The sequence below is a fragment of the Janthinobacterium sp. 67 genome (genome assembly GCF_002797895.1).
GTDB lineage: Bacteria > Pseudomonadota > Gammaproteobacteria > Burkholderiales > Burkholderiaceae_D > Janthinobacterium.
Window position 1 is genome coordinate 2,406,652 of the sequence record NZ_PGES01000001.1, and the last position, 22,375, is coordinate 2,429,026.

Here is a 22,375-nt window from a genome sequence, read left to right on the forward strand (position 1 = left end):
CAGGCATGGAAGCGTTTCCACCCGGCAGCACCAGGACGCGCAAGCGCCACGCAGATATCAGCGTGGGCCATGACTGCCATCAGCAAAACAGGGGCAGGCATGGCGTCTCTTGCGCGCGGCAGGCGCACGGCCGACCGTTTCTCGCCAAAATGATGTCTTGTGGGCGCGGCACGCCTGCGGGCTGCGTCTGAAAACAACATTCAGGACAAAACAGTCTTGTAGTAAAACTACGATACTGCGCCCGCATTATGCCTTAAAGCCCCGTATTGCGCAGCTTTCGCAGCTGTTATTCTAAAAATGAATAGCCGACATTTGAAATCAAAAGTAGCCTTATAACTTGGAATCGCTATACTTATATTGCAGTGCAGCACAACGCGGCACGCCACATAAGGAGTCTGCCATGTCTACCGCATTTACTTACCACACCACGCAAAACAGCAATATCGTCGCCACCCTGGTCCACGCCGCCAAACGTGTTGGCGCCTGGCTGAACCAAAGCAGCGACCGCCGCGAACGCGCCTACGAAGAAGCGTACCTGGCCGAATCGACGGACCGTTACGACCTGGAATACCGCATGCGCGAACTGGCCCGTGCCAACCCGCAGCCAAGCTGGATGAGCGGTCTGAGCCGTTAATATTGCCGCAGTCCCCAGTCGCTCACCGGCTGTTGCAACATCGATAGCGCCATCCTGCTCGCCTTGCGCTTGAGCACAGGATGGGCTATACAGGCGGGATGCATACGCCCATGACCATTCTCGCCATCGCCGGCAGCCTGCGCGCTGCCTCGCTGAACACCGCCCTGCTGCGCGCCATCGCCGGGCTTGCGCCACCGCCATTCGACATCCGCATCTATTCGGGACTCGGTGAGTTACCGCTGTTCAATCCCGACCTCGACGCCGACAGCCTGCCGGCCGTGACGGACCTGCGCGACGCCATCCTGGCGGCCGACGTGCTGATGCTGGCCAGCCCCGAATACGCGCATGGCGTGAGCGGCCCCATGAAAAACGCGCTGGACTGGATGGTGGGAAATGAATCGTTCATCGACAAGCCGCTGGTGCTGCTGAACGCCTCGCCGCGCGCCACGCATGCGCAGGCGGCCTTGCGCGAAACGGTGCGCACCATGTCGGCGCGCCTGATCGACGACGCTTGCATCAGCCTGCCCCTGCTGGGATCGGGTCTCGATGCGGAAGGCATCGCCGCGGACCCGGCATTGCGCCGGGCCATCCTCGATATGCTGCAGTGCATCAGGTCATTTTCATGACCTTCTGCACGTTTTACTATCAATTCATCTAGTTTTACTACGTACTTCTACGGGCCGCTCAATGCGGGATCATGCCGGTGAACACGTAGGCCTGCAGCATGGTGATGATGCCGATGATGACGGCAAACAACAGGCTGTGCTTCAAGGTGAAGCGGAACAGGTCCGATTCCTTGCCCACGAGGCCGGTCGCCGCGCAGGCGACGGCGATCGACTGGGGCGAAATCATCTTCGCCGTCACGCCGCCCGTCGTATTGGCCGCCACCATCAGGGTGTCGGACACGCCGATCTGGTGCGCCGTCGTGTTTTGCAATGAGCAGAACAAGGCGTTCGACGAGGTGTCGGAACCCGTCAGGAAAACGCCCAGCCAGCCCAGGAACGGCGAGAAGAACGGGAAGGCGGCGCCGCTGCCGGCCAGCAGCAGGGCCAGGGTGGACGACATGCCCGAGTAATTGGCGACAAAGGCAAACGCCAGCACGAGACCGATCGACAGCACGGGACGGCGCAATTCCACGATCGTTTCCACAAACGCCTTCCAACCATCGCGCGGCTTCATGCGCAGCATCAGCATCGACAGCACGGCCGTCAGCAAAATCGCCGTGCCCACGGCCGACAGCAGATCGAGCTTGAACACGGCGTCGTACGCCTTCGGCTCCGCCACGATGGGCATGGTCTTCATCACCAGCTTGTCGAGATAGGGCACGTGGATCTTGATGACCAGGCCGGACAAGGCGCCGCCGGCGGCGAACAGGGCCTTGAAGCCGGGCAGGCTCCACACGGTGACGATGGCCGTCAGCAGGCCGAACGGCGCCCAGGCGCGCATGGTCTGCGCCATCGTGTAGGGCGAGGCGGCGCGGTTGCCGGCACCGCGCACGGCCCCAGCACCGCCGAAGCCGGACAGCGCAGCCGTACCGCCGCCGACGGCGTGCGCCACTTTCGCATTCTTTGGCTGCCACACTTTCAGGAACAGGGTCAGCGACACGAGGCTGACGAGGGCCGAGGTGATGTCCGGCAGTTCAGGGCCGATATGGTTGGACGTGAAATACTGCGTGACGGCAAAGCTCAAGCCCGTCACCAGGGCGGCCGGCCACACTTCGCGCACGCCGCGGAATCCATCCATCATGAACACCAGCCAGAACGGCACCAGCAGCGACAGCAGCGGCAACTGGCGGCCCGCCATGGCGCCGATCAGGAAGGGGTCGATGCCCGTCACCTGGCCCGCCACGATGATGGGGATGCCCATGGCGCCGAAGGCCACGGGCGCCGTGTTGGCGATCAGGCACAGGCCCGCCGCGTACAGCGGATTGAAGCCCAGGCCCACCAGCAAGGCCGACGTGATCGCCACGGGCGCGCCGAAACCGGCCGCCCCTTCCAGGAAGGCGCCGAAGGCAAAGCCGATCAACAGCACCTGCAGGCGCTGGTCGTCCGTGACCGACAGCACGGAGGCGCGGATGATGTCGATCTGCCCCGTTTTGACGACGATCTTGTACAGGAAGACGGCCGTGACGATGATCCAGGCGATCGGCCACAAGCCGTACGCAAAACCGTAGCCGGCCGCCGCCAGCGCCTGCGGCACGGGCATGCCATACGCAAAAATCGCCACGGCCAGCGCCAGCGCCAAGGTGACGGCGGCGGCCACGTGGCCCTTGATGCGCAGCGCCGCCAAGGCGATGAAAAAGAAAATGATGGGAACGGCTGCCGCCAGCGACGACAGCCACAAGCTGCCGAGCGGTGTATAAAGTTGGGTCCAGGTTTGCATGTCGGGTCTCCTCCGGTGGATGCGGGTTAAATGAAAAAACGGCTTTTGATGTAATTGTGTGTAGCGTGTTTTTTGCGGTGCTCCGGGAACGGGCTATTCTTCCTGTCCCCGTGCATTGAGCAGGTCGGCCAGGCTGCGCGGCGCCGGGGTCAAGGGCTTGCGGTGCTGCGTCCAGCCCAGCTGCTTGCGCGGTGCCAGCATGCGCAGCCGCGTGGCGGCCCAGCGGAACAATCGGTAGCTGGCGGGGTGTGCGAAGGCGCCGCTCCAGAAGCGCCAGATCAGACTTTCGCCGCGGCTGAACTTGGCGCCCTGCCCGCGCAGCGGATGGCTGACTTCCTCATGCGGATTACGGTTGGCCTCCGTGCGCAGGCGCACCAGCAGCTGCGGAATCGGGATGCGCACGGGGCACACTTCGCCGCAGGCGCCGCACAGGCTTGATGCAGTGGCCAGGTCCGCCGTCGCGTCGAGTCCCAGCAAATGCGGCGAGATGATCTTGCCGATCGGCCCCGGATACGTGGTGCCGTAGGCGTGGCCGCCGATGCGCGTGTAGACGGGACAGTGGTTCATGCAGGCGCCGCAGCGTATGCATTGCAGGGTGGCGCGCAGCTGCTCGTCGGCGTAGGCCTGGCTGCGTCCGTTGTCGAGCAAGACCAGGTGCACTTCGCGCGGCCCGTCCTTTTCACCGGCGCGGCGCGGGCCGGAAATCAGGTTGAAATACGTGGTGATGGCCTGGCCCGTGGCCGAGCGCGTCAGGAGGCTGGCCAGCGGCACGATATGTTCGAGCTTGGCCACCACTTTTTCCATGCCCATGATGGCGATGTGCACGTCCGGCACGGACGTCGTCAAGCGGCCATTGCCCTCGTTTTCCACCAGCCACAGGGTGCCCGTGTCGGCCGCCGCGAAATTCACGCCCGACAGGCCGATATCGGCGTCGACGAAGGCCTGGCGCAGGGCGCGCCGTCCAGTCTGGATCAGGCTGTCGACGTCTTCCGTGTAGGGCGCGTCGGGGATATGCTCGGCGAACAGGCCGGCGATATCCGCCTTCGTCTTGTGAATGGCCGGCATGACGATGTGCGACGGTTTTTCGCCGGCCAGCTGCACGATGTACTCGCCCATGTCCGATTCCAGGCACGTCATGCCGCGCGCTTCCAGATAGTGATTGAGCTCGATTTCCTCGCTGGCCATCGACTTGCCCTTGATGAAGCGCGTCGCCTGATTCCTCTCGGCGATGGCGTGGATGATGGCGTTGGCCTGTTCGCCATTCTCGGCCCAGTGCACGTGCACGCCCGCCGCCGTCAGCTTGTCTTCCAGCTGCACCAGCAAATCGGGCAGGCGCGCCAGCGCGTGCCGGCGCACGGCTTCGCCGATGTCGCGCAGGCGTTCCAGTTCGTCACCATCGGGGAATTGCGTCTTGCGCTTGTCCTGTAAAAAATCCATGGCGCCGCGAAAGCTCTGGCGCAGTTTCGGGTCGTCCAGCGCGGCGCGCGCGCGCGCGTGGAAGTCGGCCGGCGTGACGAATTGCAGGGGCTTGGCGTTCATGGCTGGCCTCCTTCATGGGCAGATAAATCATCGATGATCAACACCCACAACCAGCGCGGGCCGTGCGCGCCATAGGCCAGCGTTTGCTGGATGTCGGAGGTTTTCGAGGGGCCCGACACCAGCACCAGATTGGCCGGCATGCCGTCGCACCAGCGCTCGGCGCGCGCCGCCGCATGCAAGTCCACGTGCAGGCTGCTGGCGTACACGAGGCAGATATGCAGGGGCGGCGCCAGGGACACCGTGCGCGGCGTGGCCGCATCGGGCGCGATGACCAGGGTGCCCGTGGCGGCGATGCCGGAACGCGCGACGGTGAACCCCGCGTCGACGGTGTCGAACAGCTCACTTTTCCACTGCGCCAGCGGACGCGCGAATGACAACGTCTCCACGCCAGCCGGCAGGGCGGCGCGCAAGGCCTGCCCTTCGGCGCTGCCGGCATCGAGCAGCAAACGGCGCACGCCGTGTTCACCGAGGCGCTGCGCCAGCAAGGCGGGCCAGGCCTCGCTACTGATGCAATCGACCTCCGCATGCGAGGCGCGCAAGGCGGCCTGCATGGCGTCTATCCTGTCCCGTGCCGGCAGCGGCGCGGCGGCGCGGCGCGCCAGGTAGTGCTGGTCGATGGCCGCATCGATGGCATCCACCGCTTCGGGTGCGGCGGGCGCGGCGGCGCGCAGGCGCCCCAGCATGCGTTCGCGGGCGGTCAAGGCTGCGCTCATGCCGCGCCTCCCGTGCGGCGCCACAGGAAGCTGGCCATATGCTCGACGGCCAGCGGCGCGCCCTGGTGCTGCGCGGCGTGACCGATATTGAGCAGGCAGCCGCAGTCGGCCGAGACGAGCCGGTCGCAGGCCGTGGCGCAGGCCGAGGCGATCTTGTCGCTGACCATGGCGCCGGAAATATCGGGGTGTTTTAGTGAGAACGTGCCGCCGAAGCCGCAGCATTCGGATTCGCGCTGGTGTTCGATGCGCGTCACGCCGGGCAAGGCGTCGACCAGGGCCACGCCGTGGGTGCGCGTGCCCATTTCGCGGCGCGCCCCGCACGAGGTATGCAGCACCACCTTTTCATCGGCCTGCGCGGCGGCACCCATACCGCCAAGATCGAGCTGCAGCACGCAGACGAGAAATTCGCTCAGTTCATATACACGTTCGGCCAGTTCCGCCGCCTTGGGGCCGGCGACGGGATCGTCCTGGAACAGCTGCGGCCAGTGGTGGCGCATCATGCCAGCGCAGGAACCGGACGGCACGATCACGGGCCACGGCTGCGCAAACAGGTCGAGCTGGGCGCGGGCCACGGCGCGCGCCTGTTCCGGATTGCCGCTGCTGTAGGCGGGCTGGCCGCAGCAGCTCTGGCCGCGCGGATAATGCACCAGCAAGCCTTCCCGCTCCAGCAGACGCACCGCGTCGAGGCCCGCCTGCGGCACGAACAGGTCGACGAGGCAGGTGGCGAACAGGTACACCTGTGGCGGTGGCGATGGATAGTGGCGTGACTGGCGCGAGTCTGGCTGCGATTCTGGCGGCATGGCTGTGTCTCCCCGGCGCTCTGTGTGTTGCTGCGGCGCCGCTGTGTGTTGTTAAGAATGACCGGTTCACGCATAATTCCAGCTTCCGCAAGCCACTTCAAATTGCTCGGACCACTTTAAAACAACACCGGAAGACATCGATGGCGACAGGCATGCAAACGCGGGGCAGGGTCGAGATGGTGATGCGCAGGCTGGAAACGGCGCTGCTGGACGGCAGCTTGCCGGCGGGTGCGCAACTGCCGGCCGAGCGCCTGCTGGCGCAGCAATATGAGGTCTCGCGCAACACCGTGCGCGAAGCCGTGCAGCGGCTGGCGGCGCGGGGTCTCGTGCGCAGCCGTCGCGGCGCCGGCGTGTTCGTCACGGATCAATTACGCACCGGCATGGCTTCGCCGTGGAGCCAGCTGGTGGCCGACCACCCCGCCCTGCGCGACGACATCCTGGAATTTCGCCGCGTGCTGGAAGGGGCGACGGCCTACTTTGCGGCGCAGCGGGCCAGCGGCGGTGAGCGCGCGCAGATCATGGCGCTGCTGGCCGAACTGGAACAGGCACGCGCCAGCGACGACAAGCACGGCGAGGCGCAGGCCGACGCGCGGCTGCATGAAGTCATCGCGCAGGCCTCGCACAACACCATGTTTTTGCACCTGCACACCAGCATCATCGGCATGCTGCGCGAACACATCACCATCAATGGCACGGGCTTGCGCCAGCAGGACGAGGCCACCTCGCTGCACCTGCTGTCGCAGCACCGCACCCTGTGCGAGGCGATCTGCGCCAGCCAGCCCGAGGAAGCGCGCACGGCCATGCAAAGCCACATCGACTTCGTGCGCACGCGCGTCACCAGTGACGAATAAGGGCTGCTGGTAGGACCAATCTGATAGGCAGCATGATGGGCAACGCGTCGCGGCTTGTCGCAGGGTCGGGCAAGAATGGGGTCCCGATTCGCTATCCGACAGGTTTCCATGCATTTGCACCATGCAACTGACGATATCCGCATGCCGGCGCCGCTTCCCTTGCTGGCGCTGCATGCCGGCGCCAGCGCCACCCTTGCCACCGCGCTGCTGCCGCCCGGCGGCTGGCCGCTGGCCCTGGCCTGCTGCCTGGCCATCCTGGCCATGCTGCTGCGGGCCTGGCACGCGCCTGCCGCAAGGCCGGGCCGCCCCGCCTCCGCTACCGCGCTGCTGGCGCTAGACCTGCTCGTGTTCCTGCTCTGCTATGCATTGCGCGAGACCGATGCAAGCTGGCACGCAACCGCCTTTTGCATCCTGCTCGTCGCGCCCTATGCCGGCGTCACGCCGCATCTGCTGGCCGGCACCGGCCTGGCCATCGTGGCGAGCCTGGCCTGGCTCGGCATGCAGGATGACTTTCAAGCCGGCAACGCCGCCAACTTGCTGCTGCTCAACCTGACCGGCCTGTGCGCCGGCCATGGCCAGCAGCGCCAGCGCCGAGCACGCATCCTGCAACACGCCATCCTCGCCGAACAGGCCGTGCGCGACCACCTGACCGGCTGCTACAACCGCCGCTACCTCGACGAGCACCTGCTGGGCGCCGAACTTGCGCGCTCACAACGTCATGGCCTGTGCCTGACGGCCATCCTGTGCGATATCGATCACTTCAAGCGCATCAACGACGCCCACGGTCATGCCGCAGGCGATGCCGTGCTGCGCACCTTTGCCGCCCTGCTCGGCAACGCCACGCGCCATGGCATCGACAGCGTGGTGCGCCACGGCGGCGAAGAGTTCCTGCTGATCCTGCCCGAAACGGACCTGACTGGCGGCGTGCGCCTGGCCGAACGCCTGCGCGACGGCTTGGCACAGCACATCGGGACGACGGCCAGCTTCGGCGTGGTCACGCTCGCGTGTGCGCCGGACAGCCAGGCGCCCTGCGCTGCCACCCTGGTCAATGCTGCCGACCGCCTGCTGTACCAGGCCAAGCACGCGGGGCGCAATTGCGTCAGGGCAGCCATGCTGGACGCCCTGTAATTGCCATCGAATCAATGTTACCATTCGTTAACTTGTGTACTTATCAGTACACATCCTGCCATTGACATCGAACGGAACCACCATGTCTGAACACACGACCCGCCCTTCCACCATCATGCGCCAATGGCAAATGCTGCGCCTGATACCGCCAGCGCCACGCACCATCACCGTCGCCGAATTGCACGACAAGCTCAAGGCCATCGACTTTGCCATCGGCATCCGCACCATCCAGCGCGACTTGCTCGACCTGGCCGAAATTTTCCCGCTGACCATGCCAGCCGATAGCAAGCCGTTTGGCTGGTGCTGGATGGAAAATGCGGCGCGCATGGACATGCCGGGCCTGTCGACGCCGGCCGCGCTGACCCTGGCCCTGATGGAGCAGCACATGCGCCATGCGTTGCCGCCATCCACCCTGGACAGCATGCAGCCGTATTTCAGCGCGGCGCGCCAGACCCTGAACGCGGCCAGCGAGCGTGCCAGCGCGTCTGCCTGGCTGGACAAGATACGTGTCATCGCCCCCATGCAGCGGCTGCTGGCGCCCGACATCGACGAAGCTTGCCAACGCATCGTGTATGAAGCGCTGATGCAGAACCGCCAGCTCAAGCTGAGCTACAAGAAGCGCGACAACGACAAGCTCGTCAGCTATGACGCCGTCCATCCGCTGGCCATCGTGCAGCGCGGCCAGTTGCTCTACCTGGTATGCCTGTTTGCCGACTACAACGATGTGCGCACCCTGGTCCTGCACCGCGTGCAGCAGGCGGAAATGCTCTTCCTTACCGCGCGCGCGCAGCCAGGCTTCGACATCGATGCCTATATTGCTTCGGGCGCCATGGGCATCCGCGATGGCGAACCGCTGCTGCTCGAAGCCGTGTTTGCCCGTCGCAGCGGCGAGCACCTGTACGAGACACCGCTGAGCGCGGACCAGCAATTGCAGGAGCGCGCCGACGGCTCGCTGCACCTGACCGCCACCGTGCCCAGCACGCGCGAACTGCAATGGTGGTTGCTGGGCCTGGGCGATGGCGTGGAAGTGCTGGCCCCCGCCGCGCTGCGCGAACAGATGAAAAGCACCATCGCCAGCATGGCCAGCCGCTACGCCGCCTGACGATGGACCCCGGCGGCCGCAAAAACTGCTACCATCGCGCGCCGCCAACTGATCCCTCCCGCCATGACCGTCCTCGCCCACACCCATCCGCTGGTACGCCAGCTGGAAAACGACTTGCTGCCGCTGTTCCGCGCCGCCCTGCCCGCACTGGCGGCCGCCGCGCCACAGGCGCTCGCCTCCGTCTTCGCCTTTTCCAGCGGCACGGCCAGCGCCTTCCAGGATTATCACTTCGGCATTTCCTGCCTGCTCGACGACGTGTCCGACGATGCGCCGGAAGAAGTCGCCCTGCTGGTCAGCGTCACGGGCCTCGAGTCGGATGCCCGGCTCAGCGCCCAGGTCGTGTGGGGCCAGCCATCGGGCCGCGTGGAAATGCAGGCCGAACTGCAGGCGGATGACTTGCCTGCCTTGCATGCCGCCCTGCCCGGCTTGGTGGACGGCTTGCAGCAGGCAGCCAGCCGGGGCACCCCAGCCATATGACAGGCGCATGAAAAAGTGCCAAGAAACAACAACTTACGATTTCCGTAGCGCAACTTTATTGACTTCCACTGGCCCCACGCCCTATCCTTCCGGTTACGTTTGGTGAGAATGCCTGCCTGTTCATGCGAGCATGCACACTAGCCATCTTGCCTCCCCAAAAAAGTCCATTCCGCATTTTTATTGCAACCATCAGGGCAACGCGCCTGGACGGCCGCTGCCAGCAAATACGGAGCTGACTGCCATGCCATCGCACCACCATTTTCCTGCCATATCCTTGCTCGGCTGCCTCTTTTTTCTGGCCGCCCTGCCCGCGCAGGCCCAGACCACGGACAGCCCTGCCGCCACCTTCAGCGCCAATGCCAGCCTCACCTCGCAATACATTTCGCGCGGCTTTCGCCAGACCTGGGGCAAGCCCGCGCTGCAGGCGGGTGCCGACTACGCGCACCCGAGCGGCTGGTCGCTGGGTACGTGGGCTTCCACCGTCAGCGACCGCTATATCGAGGATGCGACCGTCGAATGGGACGTGTACGGCGGCTACGGCGGCACGGTGGGCGAACTGGGCTATAGCGTGCTCGCCTACTATTACAAATATCCGGGCGCCGTCTACCGCGCCACGGGTGTCAAGTACGACTATGGCGAACTGTCGCTGGGCCTCAGCTACAAGATGCTGTACGCCAAGTACAACCGCACGGTCACGCGCGACTTCTTCGGCATCACGAATGCGCGCGGCACGGGCTACCTGGACGTGGGCGCGAATGTCGACCTGGGCAATGCCTGGACCTTGAACCTGCACGCCGGCAATGGCCGGGTGGCGGGCACGGGCAACGCCATGTGGAACTGGCGCGACGCCAAGGTGGGTGTCACCCGGACCTTCGACGGCGGCTGGAGCGCCAGCGCCGCACTCACGCGCGCCTGGGGCGCCACCGACGCCTATGACCATTACACCCTGGGCATCCCGAATGCGGCCGGCCAGTTCGACACGTCGAACCCCGCCGCCGCCACCTTCGTGCTGGCCGTCAGCAAGACGTTCTGAACCGACATATCTCCCCATCAAGGAACAGCACCATGCAACTTTCACTGAACAGTAAAATCTGCGTCGCCGCCACCGCGCTCGCCGTCCTCAGCCTCGGCGTCACGGCGGCCGTGATCGGCTACAAGAGCAGCGCCAGCGCCGAAGCGGCCGCGCTGGACCTGGCGCGCACGTCGGCGCGCGAAGTGGCCGGTGCCTTGCAGGCGCGCATCGCCAGCAACCTGTCCAGCGTGTCCAGCCTGGCCGGCGCCATGCGCGGCACCAAGAGCGCCAGCCTGCCCCTGCAGCGCGAACAGATCAATGAACTGACCAAGGCAACGTTGACCAGTTCGGAAGACTTGCTGGGCTCGGCCGTGACGTGGGAGCCGAACGCACTCGACGGCAAGGATGCGGAGTTCGCCAACCAGAAACCGAACTACGACGCCAGCGGCCGCTTCATGCCCTACTGGACGCGGGGCGCCGGCGGCAAGCTGCAGGTCGAGCCCATCGTCTTCGACCCGAAACCGGGCGCCAACGACTGGTATGACGTGCCCAAGCGCACCGGCAAGACCTACTTTACGGAGCCGTACATCTACCCCGTCGATGGCAAGGATGTGCTGATGGCCTCGCTGGTGGCGCCCATCATGATCGACGGCAGCTTCAAGGGCACGGCCAGCGCCGACTTCATGCTCACGCGCCTGGCGAAAATCCTCGCCGACCTGAAAGTGATCGAAGGCGGCAAGCTGGCCCTGATTTCGAACGGCGGCCTGTACGCGAGCCACCCGCTGCCTGAGCGGCTGGGCAAGAAGGCGGACGACGTGCCGGCGGCCGGCCTGGACAAAGTGCGCCAGGGCCAGCCGTATGAATACGAGGACGGCAAGGGCTACATCCACTTGCTGCAGCCGCTGCACATCCACCCCGACATCGCGCCCTGGAGCGTGGAGCTGAATTTCCCGAAAAGCGTGGCCACGGCCTCGGCGCGCGACCTGATGGTCTATACCCTGATCGTCGCCCTGCTGTGCGCGGCGGCCACGGCAGGTATTCTGATCCTCGTCGTCAACCAGCTGACGCGCCCGCTGCGCACCCTGGGCCGCACCATGACGGATTTGTCGAGCGGCGACGCCGACCTGCGCGTCAAGCTGGAAGTCAAGGGCACGGACGAGCTGGCCATCATCGGCAAGGGTTTCAACCAGTTCGTGGAAAAAATCCACGCCGTGCTGCTGCAAGTGCAGGCGAGCGCCGACAACGTGGCGCGCGCCAGTGCGGAAATTGCGCAAGGCAATAACGACCTGTCGGCCCGCACGGAGCAGCAGGCCAGTTCGCTGGAAGAAACGGCCGCCTCGGTGGAGGAGCTGACGGGCACGGTGAAGGAAAACGCCGACCATGCGCGCCAGGCGAATCAACTGGCAGCCTCCGCATCCAGCGTGGCGCAAAAGAGCGGCGAAGTGGTCGGCAAGGTGATCGAAACGATGACGTCGATTAACGATTCGTCGAACAAGATCGTCGACATCATCAGCGTCATCGACGGCATCGCCTTCCAGACGAATATCCTGGCCCTGAACGCGGCCGTGGAAGCGGCGCGCGCGGGCGAACAGGGGCGCGGTTTCGCCGTCGTCGCCACGGAAGTACGCAACCTGGCGCAACGCTCGGCGGCTGCCGCCAAAGAGATCAAGCTGCTGATCGACGATTCCGTCGGCAAGGTGGCGGCCGGCAGCAAGCTCGTCGATGAGGCGGGCGCCACCATGGAACAGGTGGTCGACAGCGTGCGCCGTGTCACCGCCATCATGGCCGACATCAGCGTCGCCACCACCGAGCAAAGCGACGGCATCGCCCAGGTCAACCAGGCGCTGGCGCAGATGGATGGCGTGACGCAGCAGAACGCGGCCCTGGTCGAGGAAGCGGCGGCTGCCGCCGAAAGCCTGCAGGACCAGGCCAGCCATTTGGCCGACGTGGTCAGCGTGTTCAAGCTGGGTGCACAGCAACAAATGACACCGCAGGCAGTGCTGGCGGTGACCAAAGTAGCGCCGCCAGCCCGGCGCCTTGCCCCGGTCAAGCCGGCGCCCGCGGAAAGAACGGCAGCCAAGGCGCCGGCCGGTGATGACTGGGAAGAGTTTTAAGCCAGCAACGTGCGCATCGACAAGCTGAACCTGTCCATCCCCGCGTATAGCTTCAACGTCACGGGACCTGGCGTGCCATAGGGGAAGGAGGACGGCAAACACAATGCTGCATCGAATATGAAGGCGGCGCCAGCTGCCCGCTCGACGAAGGCATGCGCCCGGCGCAAACCATCAAGGGTGGCATCTTCTTGCGCGACAACAATCTCTACACCTTCTCGCATAACGGCAGCAGTTATGTGCCCGACATGCTGTACGTAAAAAATAAGCGCTGGACTTGCTGCGGCGCTCACGGCCTCGAGTCCGTCGGCGACGGTAGGTGTAGAATCGGACGGACATTGCAAAAGCACAAAGCTATCCTGTTTAAAAGGAGCTTGTCATGTCGCCCAACGCTTTCTCCCTGCCGTCCGACGCCGCGCTGGCCACCCTGCTACAGCCGCAGGACAGCGCTGTCACCCCCATCGAAGGCTTGCGGCGCCTGCGCGACGCGGGGCTGGACCAGCTGCCCCTGCCCGGCCACGGCGCCACCTTGCGGCGCTGGCAAATGCTGGCCGCCATCGCCGCCATCGACCTCTCCCTGCTCAAGCTGTATGAAGGCCATACGGATGCGCTCGCCATCCTGGCGGAACTCGGTGGCCCCGGCGTGCCGGCCGGCGGCAGCTGGGGCGTCTGGTGCGCGGACGTACCGGACGCGCGCGTGCGCTTGCGGCAGATGGCAGACGGCCGCCATGTGCTCGATGGACGCAAGGCCTGGTGTTCCGGCGCGCATGGCCTCGGCCATGCCTTGGTCAGTTGCTGGAACGACGATCACCAGGCTTGCCTTGCCACCGTAGACTTGTCGCAGCCTGGCGTGCACGTCACGGACGAAGGCTGGCAAGCCGTCGGCATGCGTGCCTGTGCCAGCGTGGACGTGACTTTTTCCGCCGCGCGCGCCTTTCCCGTCGGTACGCCAGGCGCCTATCCGAGCCGCCCCGGCTACTGGCATGGCGGCGCCGGCATCGCGGCCGCCTGGTATGGCGCCGCCTGCGCCATCGCCGGCCACCTGCATGCGCGCGCGCAGCACGCCGCCCCCGATCCCGTGCGCCTGGCGCAACTGGGCCAGATCGACTGCGCCTTGCGCGCCGCCGGTGCCCTGCTGCGCGAAGGCGCCGCCGAGATCGACGCGCATCCGCAACGCGACGCCACGGGCCTGGCGCTGCGCCTGCGCCTGGCCGTGGAAGACGCCGCCACCCTGGTGCTGCACCTGGCCACGCGGGCGCTGGGCGCCGGCCCATTGTGCCGCGACGCCCATTTCGCGCGTCTGGCGGCCGACCTGCCAGTCTTTCTGCGCCAGAGTCATGCGGAACGCGACCAGGCCGTGCTGGGCGGCATCGTCGCCGGCGCGGAAGAACATCCGTGGAAGCTGTGACGCGCGCGGACAAAAAAATGGCTCTGTCATCGGCAAGTAGGGGAAATGCCGGAATCTTCCTGTGGCCGTGCTGTCTGACTCTGCATACTCACTCTGCGGGAGCCAATCATGCGGCCAGCCGAATGGATCACCTTGATTGCGCAGTTTGTCCGGTTGAGCCAACGCCAGCGGCATATGGGCATTGCCCTGCTGCATGGCAACTCGCCACACGACGCGACCATCGCGCTGCTGGAAAGCGTGGCCCAGCCGCGATTGGCCTGTCCCGCCTGCCATTCAGACCACTTGCACCGGCACGGCCATGCGCACGGACTGCAGCGCTACCGCTGCGTTCCCTGCGGGCGCACCTTCAATGCCTTGACGGGCACTGCGCTGGCGCGCTTGCGCCACAAGACCTTGTGGCTCGCCTATGCCAATTGCCTGCTGGCATCGGATTCCGTGCGCAAGGCGGCATTGCAGCTGGGCGTGCACCGCAATACCACCTTTCGCTGGCGCCACCGGTTTTTATCGTTGGCAAAGACGGACCGGCCGCATGGCCTGCATGGCATCGCTGAGGCCGACGAGTTATATCTGCTGGAATCGGAAAAGGGGTCCAGAACAATGACGCGTCCGGCCCGCCGCCGGGGCGGCCATGCCCACAAGCGCGGCATATCGAACGAACAGGTCTGCATCCTGGTGGCGCGCGACCGCACGGGCCAGACGCTCGATTTCGTCACGGGCAAAGGAGCGCTAACCAAGGCGCAGTTGCACCACTGTTTGTTGCCCATGATCGACAAGGATGTCTTGCTGGTCACCGACGGCCATGCCGCCTACCGGGCTTTTGCCCGGGAAGCGGGCATCAGTCATCACGCCGTCAACTTGCGCGCCGGCATCCGCGTGCAGGGCGCCGCCCATGTGCAGAACGTCAATGCGTATCACAGCCGATTGCGACAATGGCTGGGGCCGTTTCATGGCGTGGCGACGCGCCACCTGCCGAACTACCTGGGGTGGCGCTGGATCCTCGACGCCGGGCGCATCCGTTCGCCGGAAACGTTATTGAAGGCAACACTGGGCGCATTCCCACATCTGACGGTGACATAGCCAAAAAAATCGCCGGACCGGATGAACTCCGGGCCGTCGATCAGTGCTGGCTGACTGATTACTTCAATGGCATGGCGATGCCGAACATCACCGACTGGGTACGCCCGCTATCGATGTTCAGATTGCTGTTGTAGTCCAGGGTGAGGGTCATGCCGTTCGACAGCAGCAGCTTGACGCCCAGCCCCGCCGTCCAGTTGCCCGTCTGCTGCGGTACCGTGCGGATCACGTACACGGGGCCGTCGGCCACTAGGTCGGCATATGCCAGGCGCGCATCGTCGGCACCCTGGAACTGGTGGCGATACTCGAGCCGCGCGCGCGGGAACCACGTGCCCAGGCCACCCACATAGATGCCCTCGGCCCGCACGCCGAGCGCGCCGATGCGCGAACGCACGGTCTGCTTGAAGTAGCTCAGGGCGTTGATGCCGCTGGCCTTTTCCGTGTACGGATCAAGTTTGGCCGACATCAGTTCCACTCGGCCGTAGGGCGACCACATCCAGGTGTCGTGGCGCATCTCGATGCCGCCAACCAGCGCGCCGAAGACCTGCTTGCCATCGCGCTCGCCCGTGGCGAAACCGCTGCCATCGCTGAGGTAGCGCGACGCGTCGTACTGCAAAGTGCCGTAGCCGAGCACGCCGTCGAGGAAGACACCCTTGCTCGGACGCAGGCTGCCATACACGGCCGCGACGGCGCTGTCGGCCGTGCTGCGGCTGCCGTTCTGGCCCACGTCGCTGCGGTCATGGCTGAAGCCGGCGCCCACGCCCAGGGTCGCCAGGTCGCTGAGACGGTAATCGCCGCCCACGCTCACGCCGTTGGTGCGGAAACGGAAGCCCGTCTCGCGGCCATTCACATAGTGCTGGCCGAAGTCGACCGCGCCACCGAGCCACAGAGACAAGGCCTGCTTCTGCGTGTCGGGTTTTTGCGGCATGTCCGGCAAGCCGCTGGTGGCACCGCTGACGTCCACCTGCTGCCGCGCATCGCTGCTGAAACCAGCGGCTGGCTGGCGCAAGGCCGCCTTGCGCATGAACGGTTTCACGGCCGTGCCAAACACGCGGTCCGCTTCGTCCGCCTGCCAGCGCGCCAGCGCCGCCGTCGGGTTGCCGCTGTCGTTCGGCGGCGTCAGGCTCAGGCCAAAGCTCGAGCGTCCCCAGCCATCGCCATGCAGGCTTTCCAGGCGCTGCGTGAAGTTCGACAGCTGTGCGCTGGCAAAGCGCCGCGCCGCATCGGCTTGCGCCGCCTGCAGGCCGATCACTTCCGGATCGACCGACGGGTCGCGCCGCGCCGTCACCGTCACGTTGACGACGCCCGGCTTCGAGGTGGCGAAGGCATTGCTGAGGGTATAGCTGACGACGGCCGCGCCGGCGAACTTGCCCGAGGCCGCAAAGCTCAGCTGGTACGACGGCTTGCCGGCCGTGCCCACATCGCGCACCACCACCTTGCCCGCTTCCGCCGGCGCCACGCTCAGCACATTCGCCGCCGTAAACGGGCCACCGGTGGCGCCCGCCGTCAGGTCGACAGTGACCGTCAGGCCAGCCACCACGGTGACGCTCTGGCTGAGCACTTGCGGCATCGGATTGACGGTGATGGTCGATTTCACCGGCGCCGACGTGCCGAACACGTTCGACACGGTGTAGCCGATGCTGATCTCGCCGCTGGTGTTGATGCCTGGCGTGTAGACGATGTCCATGCCGCTGACCGCTGCCGTGCCGCTGGCAGGCTGCGTCGTGATGGCCACGGCCGTGAATGGGCCGCCCGTGGCGCCTTCCGTCACGGGCAAGGTCACGGGCGTGCCGGCCAATACCGTCGCCGTCTTGGCGACAGGTGCCGGCACCGGTTGCGGCGCCACCACAAGGCTGAACGTGGCCGGAGCCGATACGCCGCCAGGGCCCGTCAGCGTATAGCTGAAGCTGTCCGGACCAAAGTAATCCTTGTTCGGCGTGTAGGTGACGATGAAGCGGCTGACAGCGGGAGCCGCGGCAGCGATGCCCCGCGCCAGGCCGGCCATGCGCGCCGACGAAACGATATCGACCCGTCCATGGCTGGGCGGCGTGACGATCGTCACTGCCGTGATGGGGCTGCCGTCGGTTGCATCAATAGTCAGGCTCACTTCCTGGTTCGCCGAGATGGTCGCCGCTTCATTGGCCACGGCCGGCGGTGCCTGGTTCACCTGCAGGGTCAAGGCATGCTGCACAGTGAACTGATGCGCGTCCTTCGCCTGCAAGATGAAGTTGTAGCTGCCCGCCACCGTCGGCGTGCCGCTGACGGTGCCGGTCGCCGCATCGAGCACCAGGCCGGTCGGCAAGGCGCCGCCGCTCACCGAATACGCATACGGCGCCACGCCGCCGCCTGCCGTGAATGGCTGGCTGTACGCATCGCCGGCGCGGATCGCCGCCAAGCTGGCCGGCGTCAGGGTCAGGGTTGGCGCAGCGACGGCCAGGGTATAACTGTTGGTGGCGCTGAACGGCGCCCCCACGCCCGTGCTGCTGTCCGTGACCTTGATGCTGACAGGGAAGCTGCCCGCCACATTGGTGGTGCCGGACAGCACGCCGGTCGCCGCATTCAGGGTCATGCCGGCAGGCAAGGTGCCGCTGCTGATGCTGAAGGTATGCGGCGCCGTGCCGCCCGCCGCCGTGAGGGTTGTGGTATAGGCCAACTCCGCCGTTGGATTGGGCAGGCTGGCTGGCGTCAGGCTGACCGTGGCTGACGCGACAGTCAGCGTATAAGCTTGCGTGCCGGTGAACTGGTGGGCATCTTCCGCCTGCACGGTCAACGTAAAACTGCCGGCCGCCGTCGGCGTGCCACTGAGCAAACCGCTGCCGTTCAGGGTCAAGCCCGCAGGCAGGTTGCCGCTCGACACCGTATAGGCATACGGAGCGACGCCGCCGCTGGCCGTCAATTGCTGACTGTAAAGCGTGGCGACTGTCGCCGCCGGCAAGGTGCTTGGCGTCACCGTGATGGCGGGCGCGCCAACGGCCAAGGTATAGCTGTTGGTGGCGCTGAACGGCGCGCCCGTCCCCGTGCTGCTGTCGCTAACCTTGATGCTGACAGGGAAGCTGCCGGCCACATTGGTCGTACCGGACAATACGCCCGTGGATGCGTTCAGGCTCAAGCCTGCAGGCAGGCTGCCGCTGGCCAGGCTATAGGTGTACGGCGCCGTACCGCCCGCCGCCGTCAGCGTCGCCGTGTAAACAGCTTCCGCCGTCGGATTGGGCAAGGTCGCTGGCGTCAGGCTGACATTGGCCGATGACACCACCAGAGTATAGCTTTGCGCGCCGGTGAACTGGTGCGCATCTTCCGCCTGCACGGTCAAGGTGACGCTGCCGGCCGCCGTCGGCGTGCCGCCGAGCAGACCGCTGCCGCTCAGGGTCAGGCCCGCTGGCAGGCTGCCGCCCGACACCGTAAAGGCATACGGGGCGATGCCGCCACTGGCCGTCAATTGCTGGCTGTATGCGGTGGCCACTTTTGGCGCCGCCAGCGTTGCCGGAGTCACCGCGATGGTCGGCGCGGCAACGCTCAAGGTATAGCTGTTGGTGGCGCTGAATGGCGCCCCCGTGCCCGTGCTGCTGTCGGTCACCTTGATGCTGACAGGGAAGCTGCCGGCCACATTGGTCGTCCCCGACAATACGCCAGTAGATGCATTCAGGGTCAAGCCCGCAGGCAAGGTGCCGCTGCTGATGCTGAAGGTGTATGGCGCCGTGCCGCCCGTCACCGTCAGGGGCGCGGCATATGTCGCTTCCGCTGTCGCATTGGGCAAGGTGGCCGGCGTCAGTGCAACAGTAGGGTTGCCCACCGTTACTGTCACGGTGGCCGGCGGCGAGGTGCCACTGACATTGGTGGCCTTATAGGTAAAACTGTCAGGGCCGGCATAACCGGGCGTCGGCGTATAGGTGATGCTGGTGCCGCTGGCCGTCGCCGTACCATGCGCAGCGGCGGAGGCCACGGCCACCGACGTCGCCGCGCCACCGCCCAAGCTCAACGTGATCGACGTGGGGCCGCTGCCGTAAGCTACCGTGGCGCTAACGGCGCCGGCAGTCGGCGCACCGGCCGCCACCGTGCCGGAATAGGCGCGCGAGCCCGAATAGGGACCGGCGCCGGTACTGCTGTCGGTCGCTGTGACGGTAAAGCTGTACGCGCCTGCCGCAGTGGGCGTGCCGGACAGGGTACCGTCCGCTGCCAGGACCAAACCTGCGGGCAGGCTGCCAGCCGTTTTGGCATAGGTGTACGTACTGGTTCCGCCGCTGGCGGCTATAGTCTGGCTGTAGGCAACACCGGACGTCATCGCCGGCAGGGTCGTCGGTGCGATGCTGATCGTCGGTGCCGCCACCGTGCCGGAATAGGCGCGCGAGCCCGAATAGGGACCGGCGCCGGTACTGCTGTCGGTCGCTGTGACGGTAAAGCTGTACGCGCCTGCCGCAGTGGGCGTGCCGGACAGGGTACCGTCCGCTGCCAGGACCAAACCTGCGGGCAGGCTGCCAGCCGTTTTGGCGTAGGTGTACGTACTGGTTCCGCCGCTGGCGGCTATAGTCTGGCTGTAGGCGACACCGGACGTCATCGCCGGCAGGGTCGTCGGTGCGATGCTGATCGTCGGTGCCGCCACCGTCAGCGAATAGGCACGCGCGCCGGAATATGGGCCGCTGCCCGTCGAACTGTCCGTTGCCCGCACGGTAAAGTTGAAGACGCCGCCCGCCATCGGCGTACCAGACAGCGCGCCGGTGGCGGTATTCAGACTCACCCCGGCCGGCAAGGCGCCGGCGCTGATCGCATAGGTGTATGGCGCGATGCCGTTCGCGGCCGTCACGTTCTGACTGTAGGTCGTCCCTAAGGTCGCTGCTGGCACGGTGCTTGGCGCAATCGTGATGGTGGGTCCGCCGACGGTGATCGTCACGGTGGCCGGTGCTGACGTGCCGCTGCCGTTGGTAGCGGTATAAGTAAAGCTGTCTGGCCCGCCGTAACCTGCCGTCGGCGTGTAGCTGATGCTCGTGCCGGTGGCAGTCGCCGTGCCATGCGCAGCTGTGGACGACACGGCCACCGAGGTCGCGATACCGCCGCTCAGGTTCAGGGTGATCGGATTGGCGCTACTGCCGTACGCCACCGTCGCGCTGACGGCGCCGGCAACGGGTACCGTCACGTAGGTGAACTGGTCCGCCGCACTGGTGGCGCTGGTGCCGCCCGTCGTGGTCACACGCACATCGACCGTGCCCGTGCCGCTTGGCGCCGTCGCCGTGATCTGCGTGGCGCTGTTGACGGTAAAGCCCGTCGCCGCCGTGGCGCCGAAGGTCACCGCCGTCGTGCCGCTAAAGCCCGTGCCGGTAATGATGACCGTGGCGCCCCCGGCAGTTGTGCCGGAGGTTGGGGAAATACCGCTCACCACCGGTGCGCCCACATACGTAAATTGATCGGCGGCGCTGGTGGCGCTGGTGCCGCCCGTCGTGGTCACGCGCACATCGACCGTGCCCGTGCCGCTTGGTGCCGTCGCCGTGATCTGCGTGGCGCTGTTGACGGTAAATCCCGTGGCTGCCGTGGCGCCGAAGGTCACCGCCGTCGTGCCGCTGAAATTCGAACCGGTGATGGTGACCGTGGTGCCGCCCGTCGAGGGACCCGCCGTCGGCGAAATGCTCGTCACCGTCGGTGTTGCCACGTAGGTGTACTGGTTTGCCGCGCTGGTGGCGCTGGTGCCGCCCGTCGTGGTGACGCGCACGTTCACCGTGCCGGCGCTGCCCGCTGGCGCCGTCGCCGTGATCTGCGTGGCACTGTTGACCGTGAAACCCGTCGCCGCCGTGGCGCCGAAGGTCACGGCCGTGGTGCCCGTCAAGCCCGTGCCCGTGATGGTGACGCTGGTGCCGCCGGCGGTAGGCCCTGCCGTCGGCGAAATGCTGGTGACCGTTGGCGCGGGAATATACGTGAACTGGTTGGCGGCGCCAGTGGCACTGGTGCCGCCAGCCGTGGTAACGGTGACGTTCACGGTGCCTGCGCTGCCGGCCGGTGCCGTCGCCGTGATCTGCGTGGCGCTGTTGACGGTATAGCCGGTAGCGTTGGTGGCGCCAAACTTCACCGCCGTGGCGCCCGTAAAGCCGGTACCGGTGATCGTGACGGACGTGCCGCCCGTCGTGGGGCCGGACGCAGGAGACACGCCGGTGATGGTTGGCGGCGGCTGGGCGTTGATCACCAGGGAATAGCTTCTGGACGTGTTGTACGGCCCGTTGCCGCCCGTGACATCCGTCGATTTCATCACAAAGTTATAGGTGCCCAGGGCGGTGGGTGTACCCGATAACAAGCCGCTGGACGACAAGTTCAGGCCAGGCGGCAAACTGCCCGACTCCACCACATACGTATAGGGCGCGGTGCCATTGGAAGTGGACATCTGCTGGCTGTAGGCCACAGACTGCCCGCCAGCCGTCAGCGTGGTCGGCGTGATGGACAAGATCGGTATGGCGATCGACACGGAATAGTTCTTGGTGACGGTCAGCGGCGTGCCGGCCGTCGAATCAGTGACCTTGACGCTGAACACATAGGCACCGGTAGCCGTCACGGTGCCGGAAATCACGCCGCTGGCCGATACGGTGATGCCAGGCGGCAAGGTGCCGGAATCAAACGCGTAGGTATAGGGCGCCACGCCGCCGCTAGCCGACATGGCCTGGCTGTACGGCACGCCGATCACGGGCGCCGTCAAACTGCCCGGCGACACGGTGAAGGCGGCGGAGGGAGGCAAGACGGTCACCGTAAAAGTCACGGCCTTGCTGTCCTCGTCCCACAGAACAAAGCTGTCGGACAGCGCCCCGTCGCCGTTATTGATATAGGTCGCAATACCGGTACCGTTACCGACAAGGCCGGTAATCGTGCCGTGCAGTGCCGTCGCGTCATTGTCCGTCAAGCCAAATTCGCTACAACTCGACAAATCAACCACATAGGAAGCCCCTGAAGCGACGGTAAAACTTCTCTGATTGGGAATACATTTCGTGCTCGGATCACCATTTGCAGCCTGTGCCGGGTTAATGCCGAGCGCCAGCATCATCAGGCACAGCGAAGCGCACCAGTGCACGAATCGGCCGGATACTGGCGGCCTGTCAGCGGCACGATCTGGCATTCGGCCCTTGTTTCGATCAAAAAAAGAAAGCAGGAAAGAAAATGCCGGGCGGGTGGCGAC

16 protein-coding genes are annotated in these 22,375 nt (G+C 65.7%); 10 read left to right on the plus strand and 6 right to left on the minus strand.

Annotation, left to right across the window (positions count from 1 at the left end; genetic code table 11):
* The first annotated feature begins 400 nt into the window (after window positions 1-400).
* Both CLU90_RS10850 and CLU90_RS10855 read left to right on the plus strand, forming a co-directional pair.
* Complete coding sequence (locus CLU90_RS10850) at window positions 401-634, plus strand: DUF3563 family protein (protein ID WP_080698581.1); 234 nt, start codon at window positions 401-403, stop codon at window positions 632-634.
* A gap of 110 nt (window positions 635-744) precedes the next feature.
* Complete coding sequence (locus CLU90_RS10855) at window positions 745-1,260, plus strand: NADPH-dependent FMN reductase (RefSeq protein ID WP_232731158.1); 516 nt, start codon at window positions 745-747, stop codon at window positions 1,258-1,260.
* A gap of 58 nt (window positions 1,261-1,318) precedes the next feature.
* On the opposite strand, the gene CLU90_RS10860 is transcribed toward CLU90_RS10855, so the two are convergent.
* From CLU90_RS10860 to CLU90_RS10875, 4 genes are all read right to left on the minus strand, one after another.
* Window positions 1,319-3,016, minus strand: coding sequence for a lactate permease LctP family transporter (locus tag CLU90_RS10860; protein ID WP_100427913.1), 1,698 nt, complete (start codon window positions 3,014-3,016; stop codon window positions 1,319-1,321).
* A 93-nt stretch (window positions 3,017-3,109) separates the two neighbouring features.
* Window positions 3,110-4,555, minus strand: a complete 1,446-nt coding sequence (locus CLU90_RS10865; protein WP_100427914.1) for a LutB/LldF family L-lactate oxidation iron-sulfur protein — start codon at window positions 4,553-4,555, stop codon at window positions 3,110-3,112.
* Window positions 4,552-5,268 carry a LutC/YkgG family protein gene (locus tag CLU90_RS10870; RefSeq protein WP_092710403.1) on the minus strand — a complete coding sequence of 239 codons (717 nt, stop codon included), beginning with the start codon at window positions 5,266-5,268 and terminating at the stop codon, window positions 4,552-4,554. Before CLU90_RS10870 ends, CLU90_RS10865 begins: the two co-directional genes overlap by 4 nt.
* On the minus strand, window positions 5,265-6,068 hold the full coding sequence (locus CLU90_RS10875) for a (Fe-S)-binding protein (protein WP_100427915.1): 804 nt from the start codon (window positions 6,066-6,068) through the stop codon (window positions 5,265-5,267). Before CLU90_RS10875 ends, CLU90_RS10870 begins: the two co-directional genes overlap by 4 nt.
* A gap of 140 nt (window positions 6,069-6,208) precedes the next feature.
* Here CLU90_RS10875 and CLU90_RS10880 point away from each other — a divergent pair, with 140 nt between their 5' ends.
* From CLU90_RS10880 to CLU90_RS10905, 6 genes are all read left to right on the plus strand, one after another.
* The gene (locus CLU90_RS10880; RefSeq protein WP_175539213.1) at window positions 6,209-6,919 is read left to right on the plus strand and encodes a FadR/GntR family transcriptional regulator; all 711 of its coding nucleotides are present in this window, start codon (window positions 6,209-6,211) and stop codon (window positions 6,917-6,919) included.
* A gap of 141 nt (window positions 6,920-7,060) precedes the next feature.
* Complete coding sequence (locus CLU90_RS10885; protein WP_232731159.1) at window positions 7,061-8,047, plus strand: GGDEF domain-containing protein; 987 nt, start codon at window positions 7,061-7,063, stop codon at window positions 8,045-8,047.
* An 82-nt stretch (window positions 8,048-8,129) separates the two neighbouring features.
* On the plus strand, window positions 8,130-9,149 hold the full coding sequence (locus CLU90_RS10890; protein ID WP_100427916.1) for a helix-turn-helix transcriptional regulator: 1,020 nt from the start codon (window positions 8,130-8,132) through the stop codon (window positions 9,147-9,149).
* Between the two features lie 63 nt (window positions 9,150-9,212).
* Window positions 9,213-9,626 carry a hypothetical protein gene (locus CLU90_RS10895; RefSeq protein ID WP_100427917.1) on the plus strand — a complete coding sequence of 138 codons (414 nt, stop codon included), beginning with the start codon at window positions 9,213-9,215 and terminating at the stop codon, window positions 9,624-9,626.
* A gap of 241 nt (window positions 9,627-9,867) precedes the next feature.
* Entirely contained in the window at window positions 9,868-10,659 is a 792-nt protein-coding gene (locus tag CLU90_RS10900) for a TorF family putative porin (RefSeq protein WP_100427918.1), read from the plus strand.
* Window positions 10,660-10,691: 32 nt separating this feature from the next.
* Window positions 10,692-12,752, plus strand: a complete 2,061-nt coding sequence (locus CLU90_RS10905) for a methyl-accepting chemotaxis protein (protein ID WP_100427919.1) — start codon at window positions 10,692-10,694, stop codon at window positions 12,750-12,752.
* Here the strand turns inward: CLU90_RS10905 and CLU90_RS10910 are convergent.
* The gene (locus CLU90_RS10910; protein WP_157808803.1) at window positions 12,749-13,042 is read right to left on the minus strand and encodes a hypothetical protein; all 294 of its coding nucleotides are present in this window, start codon (window positions 13,040-13,042) and stop codon (window positions 12,749-12,751) included. The two genes, CLU90_RS10905 and CLU90_RS10910, sit on opposite strands and share 4 nt — an antisense overlap.
* A gap of 86 nt (window positions 13,043-13,128) precedes the next feature.
* Between CLU90_RS10910 and CLU90_RS10915 the strand changes: the two genes are divergently transcribed.
* Together CLU90_RS10915 and CLU90_RS10920 are read left to right on the plus strand one after the other, a co-directional pair.
* The gene (locus tag CLU90_RS10915) at window positions 13,129-14,157 is read left to right on the plus strand and encodes an acyl-CoA dehydrogenase (RefSeq protein ID WP_100427921.1); all 1,029 of its coding nucleotides are present in this window, start codon (window positions 13,129-13,131) and stop codon (window positions 14,155-14,157) included.
* Window positions 14,158-14,265: 108 nt separating this feature from the next.
* Window positions 14,266-15,234 (plus strand): IS1595 family transposase, encoded by a 969-nt coding sequence (locus tag CLU90_RS10920; RefSeq protein ID WP_100427922.1) that lies wholly within the window; start codon window positions 14,266-14,268, stop codon window positions 15,232-15,234.
* 58 nt (window positions 15,235-15,292) lie between these two features.
* Here the strand turns inward: CLU90_RS10920 and CLU90_RS10925 are convergent, their stop codons facing one another.
* Window positions 15,293-22,102, minus strand: coding sequence for a putative Ig domain-containing protein (locus CLU90_RS10925; RefSeq protein ID WP_198511193.1), 6,810 nt, complete (start codon window positions 22,100-22,102; stop codon window positions 15,293-15,295).
* Window positions 22,103-22,375 lie beyond the last annotated feature (273 nt).

What these genes read in the sequence shown, in the direction of transcription:
- CLU90_RS10880 (WP_175539213.1), top strand. Translation starts at nt 6,209, where the DNA reads ATGGCGACAGGCATGCAAACGCGGGGCAGGGTCGAGATGGTGATGCGC.
- CLU90_RS10855 (WP_232731158.1), top strand. Translation starts at nt 745, where the DNA reads ATGACCATTCTCGCCATCGCCGGCAGCCTGCGCGCTGCCTCGCTGAAC.
- CLU90_RS10850 (WP_080698581.1), top strand. Translation starts at nt 401, where the DNA reads ATGTCTACCGCATTTACTTACCACACCACGCAAAACAGCAATATCGTC.
- CLU90_RS10920 (WP_100427922.1), top strand. Translation starts at nt 14,266, where the DNA reads ATGCGGCCAGCCGAATGGATCACCTTGATTGCGCAGTTTGTCCGGTTG.
- CLU90_RS10865 (WP_100427914.1), bottom strand. Translation starts at nt 4,555, where the DNA reads ATGAACGCCAAGCCCCTGCAATTCGTCACGCCGGCCGACTTCCACGCG.
- CLU90_RS10900 (WP_100427918.1), top strand. Translation starts at nt 9,868, where the DNA reads ATGCCATCGCACCACCATTTTCCTGCCATATCCTTGCTCGGCTGCCTC.
- CLU90_RS10905 (WP_100427919.1), top strand. Translation starts at nt 10,692, where the DNA reads ATGCAACTTTCACTGAACAGTAAAATCTGCGTCGCCGCCACCGCGCTC.
- CLU90_RS10890 (WP_100427916.1), top strand. Translation starts at nt 8,130, where the DNA reads ATGTCTGAACACACGACCCGCCCTTCCACCATCATGCGCCAATGGCAA.
- CLU90_RS10895 (WP_100427917.1), top strand. Translation starts at nt 9,213, where the DNA reads ATGACCGTCCTCGCCCACACCCATCCGCTGGTACGCCAGCTGGAAAAC.
- CLU90_RS10875 (WP_100427915.1), bottom strand. Translation starts at nt 6,068, where the DNA reads ATGCCGCCAGAATCGCAGCCAGACTCGCGCCAGTCACGCCACTATCCA.
- CLU90_RS10885 (WP_232731159.1), top strand. Translation starts at nt 7,061, where the DNA reads ATGCCGGCGCCGCTTCCCTTGCTGGCGCTGCATGCCGGCGCCAGCGCC.
- CLU90_RS10870 (WP_092710403.1), bottom strand. Translation starts at nt 5,268, where the DNA reads ATGAGCGCAGCCTTGACCGCCCGCGAACGCATGCTGGGGCGCCTGCGC.
- CLU90_RS10860 (WP_100427913.1), bottom strand. Translation starts at nt 3,016, where the DNA reads ATGCAAACCTGGACCCAACTTTATACACCGCTCGGCAGCTTGTGGCTG.
- CLU90_RS10915 (WP_100427921.1), top strand. Translation starts at nt 13,129, where the DNA reads ATGTCGCCCAACGCTTTCTCCCTGCCGTCCGACGCCGCGCTGGCCACC.